This is a genomic window from Paraburkholderia sp. SEWSISQ10-3 4 (genome assembly GCF_030464785.1).
Taxonomy (GTDB): domain Bacteria; phylum Pseudomonadota; class Gammaproteobacteria; order Burkholderiales; family Burkholderiaceae; genus Paraburkholderia; species Paraburkholderia aspalathi.
Map to the genome: position 1 here is coordinate 310,060 of NZ_JALPRI010000004.1, position 15,472 is coordinate 325,531.

Sequence of the window (15,472 nt, forward strand, 5' to 3'; positions counted from 1 at the left end):
CACGCAGGCGCGTGTCCGGCCAAACCTCGGACTGACAGCCGGCCAGCACCGCCGCGGGCGCGGACTTACAATATCGGTTAATCCAGAGGCGCTCAACATGTCGTTTTCCCCAAGCATTGCAGGGTTATCCGGGCCTTTAGCGGCTCTTTCCGACGCACTGATCACCTCGCCCGAAAGCGCATTCGCGCGGCTCGGCAGCGTGTTTCTGACGCGGCTGCCGGCTGCGCCGCTGAGTGCGCCGTACGTGGTCGGGTTCTCCGCAGAGACCGCCGCGTTGCTCGGTTTAGAGCCCGGGCTCCAGAATGATCCGGGCTTCGCCGAACTGTTCTCTGGCAACGCCACGCGTGAATGGCCTTCCGAAGCGCTGCCGTATGCGTCGGTGTATTCAGGGCATCAGTTCGGCGTGTGGGCGGGCCAGCTCGGCGACGGCCGCGCGCTCGGTCTCGGCGAAGTCGAACACAATGGCCGGCGCTTCGAGCTGCAGCTCAAAGGCGCGGGCCGCACGCCCTATTCGCGCATGGGCGACGGCCGCGCGGTGCTGCGTTCGTCGATCCGCGAATATCTGTGCTCGGAAGCCATGCATCACCTCGGCATTCCGACCACGCGCGCGCTGTGCGTAATCGGCTCTGACCAGCCGGTGCGCCGCGAGGAAGTCGAGACCGCGGCGGTCGTCACGCGCGTCGCGCCGAGTTTCGTGCGCTTTGGGCACTTCGAGCATTTCTATTCGAACGACCGCGTCGATGCACTGCGCGCGCTCGCCGATCACGTGATCGAGCGGTTCTATCCGCATTGCCGCGAAACCGACGATCCGTATCTCGCGCTGCTGAATGAAGCCGTGAATTCGACCGCCGATCTGATGGTCGAGTGGCAAGCCGTGGGCTTCTGCCACGGCGTGATGAATACCGACAACATGTCGATTCTCGGTCTCACGATCGACTACGGCCCGTTCGGTTTCATGGACGGCTTCGACGCCGGCTACATCTGCAATCACTCGGATTCGCAAGGCCGCTACGCGTACAAGATGCAGCCGCAGATTGCGTACTGGAACCTGTTTTGCCTCGCACAAGGGCTGCTGCCGCTGTTGGGCGTCCAGCATGAAGAAAGCGTGCGCGGCGAGAAGGCGATCGAAGACGCGCAGCGCGTGCTCGGCGGCTTCAAGGAGCGGTTCGCGCCGGCGCTGGAGAAACGCATGCGCGCCAAGCTCGGCCTCGAAAGCGAGCGCGATGGTGACGACACCCTGATCAACCGTCTATTCGAAGTGATGCACGCCAACCGTGCGGATTTCACGCTTACGTTCCGCAATCTGGCGCGTATTTCGAAGCACGATGCGAGCGGCGACGCGCCAGTGCGCGACCTGTTCCTCGACCGCGCCGCATTCGACGCGTGGGTGAACGACTACCGCGCGCGACTGTCCGAAGAAACACGCGACGACGCCGCGCGCGCCATTGCAATGAACCGTGTGAACCCCAAATTCGTACTTCGTAATCATCTGGCAGAAACGGCGATCCGCCGGGCGAAAGAGAAGGACTTCTCCGAAGTGGAACGCCTGGCAGCCGTCCTGCGCCGCCCGTTCGACGAGCAACCGGAAAACGAGGCGTATGCGGGGCTGCCGCCGGATTGGGCCAGCTCGCTGGAAGTGAGTTGCTCTTCGTGACGAGCCCCCAAAACAATCTTGAGACAGGAACCCCGACCATGAACAAGCCCGACGACCTCAACACTGGCGCCCCCGCCGTGCAGAAAGACGACGCCGAGTGGCGCAATCAGCTCTCCGACATCGAATACCAGGTGACGCGCCACGCGGCCACCGAGCGCCCCTTCACCGGCCGCTATCACGATCACTGGGACCGCGGCATCTATGACTGCGTCTGTTGCGGCACGCCGCTGTTCGAATCGGACACCAAGTTCGACGCCGGCTGCGGCTGGCCGAGCTATTTCAAGCCGATCAACGGCGAAGTGATCGCCGAGAAAACCGACCGCACGCACGGCATGCTGCGCATCGAAGTGCAGTGCAAGAACTGCGGCGCGCATCTGGGCCATGTGTTCGAAGACGGACCGGCGCCGACCGGTCTGCGTTACTGCATCAATTCGGCTGCGTTACAATTCGAGCCCAAGTAACGCAGCGCGGCGTCCGGCGCCCGTTGAATGATGTGCGGCCAGCGTCTGTCGTCAGGCACGCGCCGGCCGCGACACCCTTCATCCGGCTTGCAATCCGGTCACCCCAGCGGTCAGCCGGCGGTCGACCCGGCACGGCAATCATGCTACGAACAGCGCAATGCGCTGTTCCCGGCTGCCGCGACGAGTTTCTGCAGCATCCCTGCCACCGAACGCCCCGCGCCGCGTCCCCAATTCTCCGACTCTCCAACCCACTCTCCGAATTCCCGACCAGATAATGAAATTCCTGTTCGATCTGTTCCCGATCATCCTGTTCTTCGTCGCCTTCAAGATCTGGGGCATTTTTACGGCGACGGCAGTGGCGATCGTCGCCACGCTGGTGCAGATCGCGTGGGTGGCATTCCGCCACCGCAAGGTCGATCCGATGCTGTGGGTGAGCCTCGGCGTCGTCACCGTGTTCGGCGGCGCGACGCTCGTGCTGCACAACGACACGTTTATCAAATGGAAGCCGACCGTGCTGTACTGGGCGTTTTCGGTCGCGCTGATCGTCTCGCAACTGGCCTTCAACAAGAACCTGATCGAAGCGATGATGGGCAAGCAGATCACGCTGCCGCACGCGATCTGGGGCAAGCTGAACATCGTCTGGGCGATTTTCTTCGTGCTGCTGGGACTGGTGAACCTGTTCGTCGCGTACAACTACACGACCGACCAGTGGGTCAATTTCAAGCTGTTCGGCGCCACCGGGTGTCTGGTGGTATTCATCGTCGGGCAGAGTTTGTGGCTGTCGAAGTATATGAAGGAAGAATGACATGACGAGCGATGTGTTCATGCACGCCACGACCGCCGAGCGCGCCGCGCTGATCGAGGCGCGTCTTACCGCGGCGCTCGCGCCGGTCGCCTCGATCCAGATCACGGATGACAGCGCGCAGCACGCGGGCCACGCCGGCGCGTCCGCCGGCGGTCATTTCTCTGTCACGATCGTGGCTGCCGCATTCGCCGGGAAAGCCCGCGTGGCGCGGCATCGCATGGTGTATGATGCGCTGGCCGATGCCATGCAGCGCGGCATTCACGCCCTTGCAATCACGGCGTATACGCCCGAAGAATTTGCTTTGTTGCCCCGCTAGGAAACCTTTCGATGACCTTGAAGAAAACCCGCCTTTGGGTATTGCTGGCTGCATTTGCAGCCGCACCTGCATTCGCACAGAACATCGCCGTCGTGAACGGCACGCCGATTCCGAAAGCACGCGCTGACGCGCTGATCGATCAACTGGTTCATCAAGGCCAGCAAAACACGCCGCAACTGCAAATGGCCGTGCGCGAAGAGCTGGTGAACCGCGAGATCCTGATGCAGGAAGCGCTGCGCCGTGGCCTGCCGAATCGTCCGGACATCAAGGCGCAAATCGCCGTCGCGCAACAAACCGTCGTGCTGCGCGCGCTGATCGAAGACTTCGTGAAGAACAACACGCCGACTGACGCGGAAGTCACCGCGCGTTACAACGCGCTGATCAAGGACGCGGGCGGCAAGGAATATCACCTGCATCACATCCTGGTCGACAATGAACAGCAAGCGAAGGATCTGATCGCCAAGATCAAGGCCGGCGCAAGCTTCGAAGACCTCGCCAAGCAATTCTCGAAGGACCCGGGATCGGGCAAGAACGGCGGCGACCTGGACTGGTCGGACCCGAAGGCCTATGTACCTGAATTCGCGGACGCGGCCACGCATCTGCAGAAAGGCCAGATGACCGACACGCCGGTTCACACACAATTCGGCTGGCACATCATCCGTGTCGACGACGTGCGCAACATCACGCCGCCGCCGCTGGAACAAGTGCGTCCGCAAATCGTGCAGCAGATCCAGCAGGAAAAGCTGCAGGCGTTCGAAGAAGGTCTGCGTAAGAACGCGAAGATTCAGTAAGCGGTTTTTGCGCTGCTGCGTTGGAATAAAAAAACCGCCCTCGGGCGGTTTTTTTGTTTCTGCGGGTTCTGCTTTACTTCCCTTCTGCTACAGCGAGGGAGCCGCCGCGACGAGCGGCGGCCCCCGTCGCATCATCAACCCAGCCAGCGGCGTGCGTTCTGGAACACGCGCAGCCACGGGCTCGCGTCCGTGCTGCCCTCACCCCAACCTTCCGGATGCCAGCTCATCTGCACCGCGCGATGCACGCGCTCGGTGTGCGGCATTAGCACGCTGAAGCGGCCATCAGGCGTCGTGACCGACGTGATGCCGTCCGGTGAACCGTTCGGGTTGAACGGATACTGCTCCGTTGCCTGCCCACGGTGATCGACGTAACGCATCGCCACCGCTACCTTCGACGCATCGCCTTGCTGCGAGAAGTCCGCGTAACCCTCGCCGTGCGCAATCGCCACCGGAATGCGCGAGCCTTCCATGCCGGAGAAGAAGATCGACGGCGAAGCCTGCACCTCGACCAGCGAGAAGCGCGCTTCGAATTTCTCCGACTTGTTACGGGTGAACTTCGGCCAGGCTTCCGCGCCCGGAATCATCGAAGCGAGGCTGCTCATCATCTGGCAGCCATTGCAGATGCCCAGCGCGAACGTGTCTTCGCGGCCGAAGAACGCAGCGAACATATCGGCGAGTTGCGAGTTGAAACGGATCGCCTTCGCCCAGCCTTCACCGGCGCCCAGCGTGTCGCCGTATGAGAAGCCGCCGCACGCCACCGCGCCGGCGAAATCCGCCAGGTTGGCGCGGCCGGCCAGCAGGTCGCTCATGTGCACGTCGTGCGCGTCGAAGCCGGCGCGGTCGAATGCATAAGCCGTTTCGAGGTGCGAGTTCACGCCTTGCTCACGCAGGATCGCGACACGCGGACGTGCGCCCTTGCCGATGAACGGCGCGGCGACGTCTTCAGAAGGATCGAACGTGAGGACCGGCGAGATGCCCGGATCGGCGGCATCGGAGAGCGCGTCGTATTCGGCATCGGCACACGCCGGGTTGTCGCGCAGACGCGAAATACGCCAGCTCACTTCGCTCCACGCACGATGCAACTCGGTACGCGGCGCGTCGTAGATCTTCTTCGCGTCGCGATAGATTTCGATCGTGTCACGATCGTTGATCTTGCCGATCACGTGCGAGCACGCCGACAGACCGTGTTCGCGCAATGCGCCCAGCACCGCGTCGCGGTCCGCTGCGCGCACCTGAATCACGGCGCCAAGTTCTTCGGTGAAGAGCGCGCGGATCGTGCGGTCTTCACGACGGCCGCTGGTCTGCTTCGCCCAGTCTTTCGCATCGCCGTAATCGGATTCATGGTTCGGATCGAGCACCAGCATGTCGACGTTGAGCGACACGCCCACGTGACCCGCAAACGCCATTTCGCAAACCGTCGCCCACAGGCCGCCGTCCGAGCGGTCGTGGTACGCGAGCAGCTTGCCGTCGCTATTGAGTGACTGGATCGCGGTAAAGAAACGCTTCAGATCTTGCGGATCGTCGACGTCCGGCACCGTGTCGCCAACCTGCTGTGTGACTTGCGCGAGGATACTGCCGCCCAGACGATGCTTGGCGCGGCCAAGGTCGATCGCGATCAGCACGGAGTCGCCCGCGCCGCTTGCGCTGCGCAGTTGCGGCGTGAGGTGCTTACGCACATCTTCGACCGGCGCAAATGCCGAGATGATCAGCGAGACCGGCGCGACGACTTCCTTCGCCACGCCACGGTCTTCCCACTTGGTGCGCATGGACAGCGAATCCTTGCCCACCGGAATGCTGATACCCAGCGCCGGGCACAGTTCCATGCCGATGGCCTTGACCGTGTCGTACAGCGCGGCGTCTTCGCCTGCTGCGCCGCATGCGGCCATCCAGTTGGCCGACAGCTTGAGCTTATCGAGCGACGCAATCGGCGCCGCCGCGATGTTGGTGACCGCCTCGCCGACCGCCATGCGGCCCGACGCCGGCGCGTTGATCACAGCGAGCGGCGTACGCTCGGCCATGGTCATCGCTTCGCCACGGAAGCCTGCGTAGTCCATCGTCGTAATCGCGACGTCGGCCACCGGCACTTGCCACGGCCCGACCATCTGGTCGCGCGCGGTTGTGCCGCCCACCGAACGGTCGCCGATCGTGATCAGGAACGACTTGCTGGCAACCGTCGGATGACGCAGCACGCTGACCGCCACTTCCGACAACGCGATGCCGGTGACATCCACCGGCTCGAGCTTCTGCTCGACGCGCTTCACGTCGCGATGCATGCGCGGCGCCTTGCCGAGCAGCACTTCCATCGGCATGTCGACCGGCTCGTGTGCGGTGTCGCTGTTCGATTCGGAGTCGATCACCTTCAACTGACGTTCGGCCGTAGCCGTGCCGACCACCGCGAACGGGCAGCGCTCGCGCTCGCACATGGCCTGGAAGGCCGGCAGATCAGCCGGCGCAATCGCCAGAACGTAACGCTCCTGTGCTTCGTTCGACCAGATTTCACGCGGCGACAAACCGCTCTCTTCCAGCTGGATCTTGCGCAGATCGAAGATCGCGCCCTTGCTGGCGCCGTCCACCACCTCCGGGAAGGCGTTCGACAAACCGCCCGCACCCACGTCGTGAATGCTCAGAATCGGGTTCTTCTCGCCGAGTTGCCAGCACGCGTTGATCACTTCTTGCGCACGGCGCTCGATTTCCGGATTGCCGCGCTGGACCGAGTCGAAGTCGAGTTCGGCTGTGTTGGTGCCGGTCGCCATCGAGCTGGCAGCGCCGCCGCCCATGCCGATACGCATACCCGGGCCGCCGATCTGGATCAGGAGCGAGCCTTCCGGCAGATCGTGCTTGTGCGTGTGTTGATCCGAAATATTGCCGATGCCACCGGCGATCATGATCGGCTTGTGATAACCGCGCACCAGACCTGCAACGTTCTGCTCGTATGCGCGGAAATAGCCACCCAAATTCGGCCGGCCGAATTCGTTGTTGAACGCAGCGCCGCCGAGCGGGCCGTCGATCATGATTTGCAGCGGCGACGCGATGCGGTCAGGACGGCCATACGCTTCGTGCTTGTCGTCCGGGTTCCGGTGCGCCAACGGCTGCGCGGCGTCACGGGCGTTTTCCCATGCTTCGACGCCATCCGGCAACTCCAGATTCGACACCGTGAAGCCCGCCAGACCCGCCTTCGGACGCGCGCCGCGGCCCGTCGCGCCTTCGTCGCGGATTTCACCGCCCGCGCCGGTCGAGGCGCCCGGGAACGGCGAGATCGCGGTCGGGTGGTTGTGCGTTTCCACCTTCATCAACGTGTGCGTCAGTTCGACGTTACGGCGATAGTGTTCGGGCAGCGCGCCGGGTTCAGCCGGCGCGCGCGGGAACCAGCGCTCAGCCACGCCGCCCGCCATGATCGCCGAGTTGTCCGAATACGCGACGATCGTGCCCTGCGGGTTCAGCTTTTCCGTGTTGCGGATCATATTGAACAGCGAGATGTCCTGCTTCTCGCCGTCGATCGTCCAGTCCGCGTTGAAGATCTTGTGACGGCAGTGTTCGCTGTTGGCCTGCGCGAACATCATCAGCTCGACGTCGGTCGGGTTGCGGCCGAGTTTCGTGAAAGCGTCGACCAGATAGTCGATTTCGTCGTCCGCGAGCGCAAGGCCCAGTTCCGTGTTCGCCACTTCCAGCGCGCCACGGCCGTTGCTCAACACGTCGACGGTTTGCAGCGGCTTGGCCGGCAGTTCGTCGAACAGATGCAGCGCGTGGTCACGCGAGGGCGCCACGCTTTCGGTCATGCGGTCGTGCAGCGCTGCGGCGACGGCCGCGCGGGCTTCGTCGGAGAGCGCCTTCTTGCCGCCCAGCAGACCGCTTTTCAGCGTGACCGTGTATTCGACGCCGCGCTCGATACGGCGCACCTGCGTGAGACCGCAGAGGTGGGCAATATCGGTTGCCTTGCTGGCCCACGGCGACACCGTGCCGAAGCGCGGCACCACGAGGAAGGTTTCGGCCGCGCCGCGCTCTTTGGTTTCTTCGAGCGGATCGCCGTAATGCATCAGCGCTTCGATCTTCGCGTTGTCTTCCGCTGACAGCGGATTTTGCGCATTGACGAAGTGCAGATACTGCCCGCGCACGCCGGTGATGTTGGCGTCGATGCGCGTAAGCGTCTCGAGCAGGCGGGTTTGACGGAAATCGGAAAGGGCCGAAGCGCCGGGGAAACACGAGAAGTGGGCCATGGACTTGACGTTGCGTCGCTAATGATGCCGATGAGTCGCGCGTGAAGGCGACGTGAGGCGGAAAGGAAGTCCGAGATTATACCCCGGGAACGGCCCTCCAACGGGCCTCGCACCAGGGTTTTGGCGGGGTTTGCGTGGCCGGTCTGCCGTTTTGACTGCTATCATTCGCCCTTTCACCAGATCGGCGCGAGCAGCCTGAGCAATCCCGGGCCGTGCGCCGCATGCCACGCTTAACGGGAACGCGGTGTTTCGGCGTCCCGCCGGCAAATCGAATCAGATCATGGATGTCATCGTCATTGGCGGCGGGATTGTGGGCGTCGCCACCGCTTATCAGCTGCGCGCGGCCGGTCACCGGGTATGCGTCGTCGAGCGCCACGCAACGGTCGCGCAAGGCGCGACCTATGGGCACGGCGGCACCGTGCTGCCGACCCCGCTCGACGTCTGGTTCGGCCCGACTTTCATGGCGAGCCGTCAGGCCGCCAAAAACGGCGTGATCAGTAAGACCGGCTTTAACGGGCCGGTGCGCCAGTTCGTCAAGCAACTGGCCGCTTTGCAGGAGCCGGCGGCGTTCAGCCGCCAGTACGCGCTGCTGCGTCCGTTGATCGAAGCATCGCGTGAGGCGATGGCCGACGTCGAAGCGCGCTTCGGGCTGGAATTCGAACAGGCGAGCGGCCTGCTCTATCTGGTGCGTTCCCCGCAGGAATGGCAGCAGACCCAGACTGCGCTCGAGCTGCTGCGCCAATACGAAGTCCCGCACCATGTGCTCACGCCGGCCGAATGCGCCGCGTTCGAGCATTCCGTGCGGACCGAGCCGGAATTCGCCGGCGGCGTGCTGTTCGACCACGAGCGTACGGCCAATTGCCCGCTTTTCGCGAAACTGATCAAGCAGACCCTCGATACGCAAGGCGGCGTGCAATTCATGCTGGGCTGCGAAGTCTCGGCAATCCGCCTCGACGGTCAGCGCCCTGCGGTAGAACTGGCGCCACGGCCCGGCATGGCATCGCGTTCACGTGAAGTCGACGTGATCAACGCCGATGCGATCGTCGTTGCTGCCGGTTACGGCAGCCTGCCGCTGCTCGAACGCCTGGGGCTGCGGCTGCCCTTGCATCCGCTCCGCCTGCATAACCTGGTGGCACCGATCGCCCATGAGGAATGCGCGCCGCACGTCGCGATTGTCGACGCGGTCAAGCGAATTACCGTCAGCCGCATGAATCATCGCCTGCGGATTGCAGGCGGCGCGGTTTTGCAAAGCGCCGGCCAGATCGACAAACCGCTCGGCGAAGCATTGACGAAGGAAGCGCTGGCGCTGCTGGGCCAGGCGACTCACGACTGGATTCCGGGCGCTGCCCGGATCTCCGCAGCTCTACCGTGGGAAGGCGTCAAACTGCTGTCACCGGACGGTTTGCCGGTCATCGGCAATGCGCTTCATCCGCGCCTGTTTGTGAACGCCGGCCACGGCCCGGCCGGCTGGGGCCTGGCATGCGGGGCGGGTAAGCTGATCGCCGACCTGATCTCGGACAAGACCCCTGACGTCCCCGCGGACACGCTGGCGGCGCTGCGCGCGGACCGATTCCAGTAATTGGCGCGGCGGGAGCGTATCAGCACTACCATAGTGGCTCCCAACGCTTCCTCACCTTGCCCAAGGTGAACTCCAAGCCTCGCCATGACAGTGCCCGAATCCACGCTCCCGACGCTAATCAGCCCGCATAAGCGGGCGTTGCCGCTGCTCTCGCTCACCGACCTGCGCATCCTTGAAACCCAGGCCGCGGCGGCACTGCCTCAGCACACCCTGATGTCTCGCGCCGGCAAAGCAGCCGCGAGCTACCTGCAAGAGCTGATCACCCGCGACACCTCGATCGAAAAATCGAAGCACAAGGTATGGGTCGTAGCCGGCCCGGGCAACAACGGCGGCGACGCATTGATCGTGGCCGCGGAACTGCACCGGGCAGGTATCGCCGTAGATTTTTGCATGCCGCTTGAAGTCAAGCCGGACGACGCCCGCTGGGCGCTCGACACCGCCCGTGCCGCAGGCGTGGCCATCACATCGACGCCGCCGGCTTCGCTGGAAAGCTATACGTGGCTGGTGGACGGCATGTTCGGCATCGGATTGACCCGTCCTCTGGAAGGCGTCTTTGCCACCATCGCCCGCCAGCTTTCACAACGCACGAAAGCAAAGTCCAGAAGAGGCGGCGTCCTGGCGCTCGATACGCCAAGCGGCCTTGACAGCGACACCGGGACGATTGTCGGTGAGAAACAGGACCAAAGCGACAGCCAGAACGGCGGCGCCGCAGTCCACGCCACCCATACGATCACCTTCATCGGCGCAAAGCCCGGCCTCTTCACGGCGCAGGGCCGTGATCTTGCCGGTACGGTAACAGTGGCGCCGATCGGCATCGACAGCAGCACTCGCACGGCCGTGCAACTCAACGCGCCGGCCCTGTTCGCCGACTTCCTGCCGCCGCGCGACTTCGCCAGCAACAAGGGCACCTTCGGCAGCCTCGCCGTGGTCGGCGGCGACACCGGCATGTGCGGCGCGCCGATCCTCGCCTCGCGCGCGGCGCTCTATACCGGTGCCGGCAAAGTGCATGTTGCCTTGCTCGGCGACGGTGCCCCGCCCTACGATCCGCCACATCCCGAACTGATGCTGCATGCAGTCGACGATCTGCCGCTCGACAAAATGGACGCACTCGCCGTCGGTTGCGGCATGGGTCAGCGCGACATCGCCACGCGTGTCATGCACGACGTGCTGACGCTCGACGTACCCAAACTGTTCGACGCCGACGCGCTCAATCTGATTTCGACAGACCCATCGCTCGCGGCCGAAGTCACCGCGCGCGGCATACAAGGCGATCCTTGCGTGCTCACACCGCATCCGTTGGAAGCCGCGCGCCTGCTCGGCACGGATGCGCGAGGCGTGCAACGCGACCGCCTCGCCGCAGCGCGGGCGCTGGCTGCGCGCTTCGCCGCAGTGGTCGTGCTGAAAGGCACGGGCACGGTCATCGCCGCGCCGGACGGCCGCGTCGCGATCAATCCGACCGGCAATGCCGCACTCGCGACAGGCGGCACCGGCGACGTGCTCGGTGGCATCATCGGCGCACTGCTCGCCCAGCATCTGCCGCGTTACGAAGCCGCGCTGGCAGGCGTCTACCTGCATGGCCTCGCCGCCGACACGCTGAGCGCGCAAGGCCACGGCCCAGCCGGATTGACGGCGGGTGAACTCGCCCCGATGGTGCGCACTTTGCTCAACCGTCTGTTCTATCCGGCAACGGGTGGATGAGTCAGCGGGTGAATGAAGCGCCCCATGCAGCGCATCAAACGGGGTGCCCTGAACGTGGCGCCTCATCCCACAGTTTGCATGGGACGCCCAAACCGCTGCCACCCGTCACACAACGCCGTTATACTGATTGACTGCGCCGCCCGTCGGATTCATCGCGGGTTACGGCGAAATTTCGGTGGGCCGTTCGATCTCCTGGCGGACTCGCGAAGTTTCCCCGCAACCCACTACGAACCCCACCGCGCGGCATCGCTCTAACAGCATCGTTGCATCATCCTCGGCAGCGCTTCACGCGCGCGCCATTCTTCGTGCCCCTTCGTTAGACGGACGCTATGACGCAGAACTCGCTCCCCTCCTGGTCCTCGCTGCAAACGCATTACGAGAAGATTCGCGATGCGCACATGCGCGACTGGTTCGCCCCCGAGAACGATCCCGCCCCTACCCGTGCTGAGCGCTTTGCGTTCGCGGGCGGCGGTCTCGCGGCCGATTTTTCGAAGAACCGCATCTCCGACGAAACCCTGAAACTGCTGGTGCAACTCGCGCGCGAAGCCGGCGTCGAGAAGCGCCGCGACGCGATGTTCGCGGGCGAAGTCGTCAACCCGACCGAAGGCCGCGCCGCCTTGCACACCGCGCTGCGCGCCACTGATCCGAAGGCGCCGTTCCATGCGGAAATCCAGGCGGAGCGCGCCAAGATGGCCGCATTCGCCGACAAGGTCCGCAGCGGCGAGTGGACCGGCTATACCGGCAAGCGGATTCGCTACGTCGTGAACATCGGCATCGGCGGCTCGGACCTCGGGCCCAAGATGGTCGTGCACGCGCTGCATCACCTGGCCACGCCGGAGATCACCACGCACTTCGTCTCGAACGTGGACGGCGCGGATCTGTACAACGTGATGCAGATGATCGATCCCGAAGAGACGCTCGCGATCATCGTCTCCAAGACTTTCACGACGCTCGAAACGATGACCAATGCGCGCTCGCTGCGCGACTGGTTCATCGAAAAAGGTTGCCCGGAGAGTGCGCTGGCGAAGCACTTTGTTGGCGTGTCGGCCAATCCTTCTGAGGTGGTCAAGTTCGGCATCGCGAAAGAGAATGTGTTCGAGATGTGGGACTGGGTCGGCGGGCGTTATTCGCTGTGGTCGGCAGTGGGTTTGTCGATCATGATCGCGATCGGCCCAAAACAGTTCGACGAACTGCTGGCCGGCGCCAACGAGATGGACCAGCATTTCCGCGACGCGCCGCTCGAAAAAAATCTGCCGGTGCTGCTCGGCATGATCGGCATCTGGTATCGCAACTTCTTCGGTTCGCAAAGCTATCTGGTCGCGCCGTATTCGGAAGCACTGCATTTCCTACCGTCGTATCTGCAGCAGCTCGAAATGGAGAGCAACGGCAAGTCGGCGCGCCTGGATGGCGTGATGGTCGACTATCCGACCGCCGCCGTGACCTGGGGCGAACCGGGCACGAACGGTCAGCATGCGTTCTTCCAGATGCTGCATCAGGGCCCAACGATCGTGCCGATCGACTTCATCGCCGTGTTGACGCCGGAGCATCCGCTCGTCAGCCATCATCCGAAGCTGCTGGCGAACTGTTTCGCGCAAAGCGAAGCGCTGATGCTCGGCCGCACGCTCGAAGAAGCGAAGAAGGTGGCCGGTGCGGACAAGCCGGAACTGGCGCCGCATCTGGTGTTTCCGGGCAACCGTCCGACGAGCACGTTGCTGGTCGATGCGCTCACCGCGCGTTCGCTCGGCGCATTGATCGCGCTGTACGAGCACAAGGTGCTGGTGCAGGCATCGGTATGGGACATCAATCCGTTCGATCAATGGGGCGTCGAGTTGGGCAAGATCCTCGGCAAGGTGGTCGAGGCGGATCTGACGTCGGCAAGCGTCGATGAGAAGAAGCATGACTCGTCGACGTCGGCGTTGATCGCGCGGGCGCGTGCTGCCTTGAAGCGATAAGCGTGAGCGGCGCGCTTGCTCGTGCCGCATGCGCTGATTGCTCACGCCCGCGTGGTTAGCGGCGTTGCGTTATCGAGTTGCGTGAGAGGAAAAGCAAAGCGGGCCCTTGTGGCCCGCTTTGCTTTATACGAACGAGTGGTGCTTGGCTGGCACGCTTCTCAGGCCAGACGTCCTGCTTCGATGGTCACCGTCGTATCGCAGCGGCGCGCCAGTTCGATGTCGTGCGTGACGAGGATCAAGGTGGCGCCATTCGCGCGGTTCATCTCGAACATCAGATCGATCACCGCGTGACCGGTGGCTGCATCGAGACTGCCGGTCGGCTCGTCGGCGAACAGAATCGCCGGATGCGTGACAAAGGCTCGCGCGAGCGCGACCCGCTGCTGTTCGCCGCCCGATAGCAGCTTCGGATAATGCGCAGTGCGTTTGGCGAGTCCCACCTGCTCCAGCAGTCCGCGCGCACGCGCCGCGGCCTCGCGCGTACCGATGCCGCCTTGCAGTTCGAGCGGAAGCGTGACGTTTTCGAGCGCCGTCAAATGCGGCATCAGTTGAAACGACTGGAACACGAAACCGACCGAGCCGCTCCTCAACGCGGCGCGCTCGTCTTCGTCCAATTCGGTGAGCTCGCGGCCGAGCAGCCGAACCGAGCCCGAGCTTGCGCTGTCCAATCCTGCGAGCAAGCCGAGCAGCGTAGACTTGCCCGACCCGGATGCACCGACGATCGCCACACTGCTGCCGGCATCGATAGCAAGATCGATGTCCTCGAGAATCGTCAGTTCGCCTGTTGCATCCTTAACCTTCTTGCACAAACCCCGCACTTCAATGACTGGATCAGTTTTGTTTAGCATGGTGAAGCGTAGGTTGAAAGTGCGCGCCGTAGCGACGGCGCTGACTACTGCATTCGGCCCGGCCGTGCTGGCCGCAACCCTGTTTTCGTTGCCCTTCACAGCCCATGCGGCCAACCCGCCCGAACAGGCCAAGCCGGTGATCGTCGTGCTAGGCGACAGCATCTCGGCCGAATACGGCTTGCCCCGCGACACTGGCTGGGTTGCCTTGATGCGCCAGCGCCTCACCGATGAGCGAATCGATTATAGCGTCGCCAATGCAAGCATCAGCGGCGACACCACCAGCGGTGGCCGGGCGCGCTTGCCGGCGCTTCTGCAGCGGCTCAAGCCGAGTATCGTGATCGTCGAGCTCGGCGCCAACGATGCGTTGCGCGGCGTGCCGCTCTCCACCACCGAAGACAACCTGCGCACGATCATCGAGCAGGCTCAACAAGGCCACGCGAAGGTCGTGCTGGTCGGCATGTACGTACCACCCAATTACGGCCCCGACTACACGCAAAAGTTCCACGGCCTGTACGGCGAACTCTCGAAGCAATTGCGCGTGCCGCTGGTGCCCTTCTTGCTGGCCGGCATCGCCGACAAACCGGAAATGTTTCAGGCGGATCAGATCCATCCCACGCAGCAGGCACAGCCAGTGCTACTCAACAACGTGTGGCCGGCTATCAAGCCACTCCTTCGCACAAGTTCGCCGCACTGAAAAGCTCGCTAACAACTTGTTTCCGGTAATTGGGGAGCGCGGATCGGCAAGATCGCTCCAACTTTCGTAATCCCGCGCAACCCGGCTCGATTCTGAGCGACTTCTGAGGAGATAACGTGAAATATTTACCGTTAATCGCTTTGACCGTGGCAATTTCTGCATGCGCCGCTCAACCGCCGGCAGGTGTCCAATCCGTGGGCCAAAGCCAGCAGCCGCCGAAGGCCGTCGCTGCGTGCATCGCGCACAAATGGGCCGATAGTTCACAACAGCAAGTCGTGTCGCAAGACGTCATGGCTAACGATCAGGCAATGGATGTCTATGTGCCGGGTCAGCAGCCGCCTAACGGCGCAGCCGCCGTCGTACGGCCCTCCTACAGCGGCCCGGGCTCGTGGGTCGGCTTCCGCGCCAATGGCGCTGCGGGCAGCGACGCCACCAGTTCGATCAGCGCCTGCCTCTAGGCGGC

12 protein-coding genes are annotated in these 15,472 nt (G+C 63.6%); 10 read left to right on the forward strand and 2 right to left on the reverse strand.

The window, feature by feature from the left end; translation table 11 throughout:
* Nucleotides 1-97: 97 nt before the first annotated feature.
* From M0D68_RS12595 to M0D68_RS12615, 5 genes are all read left to right on the forward strand, one after another.
* On the forward strand, nucleotides 98-1,654 hold the full coding sequence (locus tag M0D68_RS12595; RefSeq protein WP_211701612.1) for a YdiU family protein: 1,557 nt from the start codon (nucleotides 98-100) through the stop codon (nucleotides 1,652-1,654).
* 38 nt (nucleotides 1,655-1,692) lie between these two features.
* Nucleotides 1,693-2,115: a peptide-methionine (R)-S-oxide reductase MsrB gene (gene msrB, locus M0D68_RS12600; RefSeq protein ID WP_093633779.1), complete on the forward strand. Its 423-nt coding sequence runs from the start codon at nucleotides 1,693-1,695 to the stop codon at nucleotides 2,113-2,115.
* A gap of 274 nt (nucleotides 2,116-2,389) precedes the next feature.
* The gene (locus M0D68_RS12605) at nucleotides 2,390-2,920 is read left to right on the forward strand and encodes a septation protein A (RefSeq protein ID WP_054042677.1); all 531 of its coding nucleotides are present in this window, start codon (nucleotides 2,390-2,392) and stop codon (nucleotides 2,918-2,920) included.
* A 1-nt stretch (nucleotide 2,921) separates the two neighbouring features.
* A complete protein-coding gene (locus tag M0D68_RS12610; RefSeq protein ID WP_266210677.1) occupies nucleotides 2,922-3,236 on the forward strand; it encodes a BolA family transcriptional regulator in 315 nt (104 codons plus the stop codon).
* 11 nt (nucleotides 3,237-3,247) lie between these two features.
* Nucleotides 3,248-4,027: a peptidylprolyl isomerase gene (locus M0D68_RS12615; RefSeq protein ID WP_054042673.1), complete on the forward strand. Its 780-nt coding sequence runs from the start codon at nucleotides 3,248-3,250 to the stop codon at nucleotides 4,025-4,027.
* A gap of 134 nt (nucleotides 4,028-4,161) precedes the next feature.
* Here the strand turns inward: M0D68_RS12615 and purL are convergent, their stop codons facing one another.
* On the reverse strand, nucleotides 4,162-8,241 hold the full coding sequence (purL, locus tag M0D68_RS12620) for a phosphoribosylformylglycinamidine synthase (RefSeq protein ID WP_266224404.1): 4,080 nt from the start codon (nucleotides 8,239-8,241) through the stop codon (nucleotides 4,162-4,164).
* A 280-nt stretch (nucleotides 8,242-8,521) separates the two neighbouring features.
* On the opposite strand from purL, the gene M0D68_RS12625 reads away from it, so the two are divergent.
* The 3 genes from M0D68_RS12625 (at nucleotide 8,522) to pgi (ending at nucleotide 13,470) form a co-directional block, all read left to right on the forward strand.
* Nucleotides 8,522-9,820 (forward strand): FAD-dependent oxidoreductase, encoded by a 1,299-nt coding sequence (locus M0D68_RS12625; RefSeq protein ID WP_266224406.1) that lies wholly within the window; start codon nucleotides 8,522-8,524, stop codon nucleotides 9,818-9,820.
* Nucleotides 9,821-9,904: 84 nt separating this feature from the next.
* Nucleotides 9,905-11,518 carry an NAD(P)H-hydrate dehydratase gene (locus tag M0D68_RS12630; RefSeq protein WP_266224408.1) on the forward strand — a complete coding sequence of 538 codons (1,614 nt, stop codon included), beginning with the start codon at nucleotides 9,905-9,907 and terminating at the stop codon, nucleotides 11,516-11,518.
* A gap of 329 nt (nucleotides 11,519-11,847) precedes the next feature.
* Entirely contained in the window at nucleotides 11,848-13,470 is a 1,623-nt protein-coding gene (gene pgi / locus M0D68_RS12635) for a glucose-6-phosphate isomerase (protein ID WP_200619938.1), read from the forward strand.
* 158 nt (nucleotides 13,471-13,628) lie between these two features.
* Here pgi and M0D68_RS12640 read toward each other — a convergent pair whose 3' ends face one another.
* Nucleotides 13,629-14,315 (reverse strand): ABC transporter ATP-binding protein, encoded by a 687-nt coding sequence (locus M0D68_RS12640; protein WP_093633784.1) that lies wholly within the window; start codon nucleotides 14,313-14,315, stop codon nucleotides 13,629-13,631.
* Between M0D68_RS12640 and M0D68_RS12645 the strand changes: the two genes are divergently transcribed.
* Nucleotides 14,314-15,009, forward strand: coding sequence for an arylesterase (locus M0D68_RS12645; protein WP_093633785.1), 696 nt, complete (start codon nucleotides 14,314-14,316; stop codon nucleotides 15,007-15,009). The two genes, M0D68_RS12640 and M0D68_RS12645, sit on opposite strands and share 2 nt — an antisense overlap.
* 116 nt (nucleotides 15,010-15,125) lie before the next feature.
* Nucleotides 15,126-15,467, forward strand: coding sequence for a hypothetical protein (locus M0D68_RS12650; RefSeq protein WP_200619936.1), 342 nt, complete (start codon nucleotides 15,126-15,128; stop codon nucleotides 15,465-15,467).
* The last annotated feature ends 5 nt before the right edge of the window (nucleotides 15,468-15,472 follow it).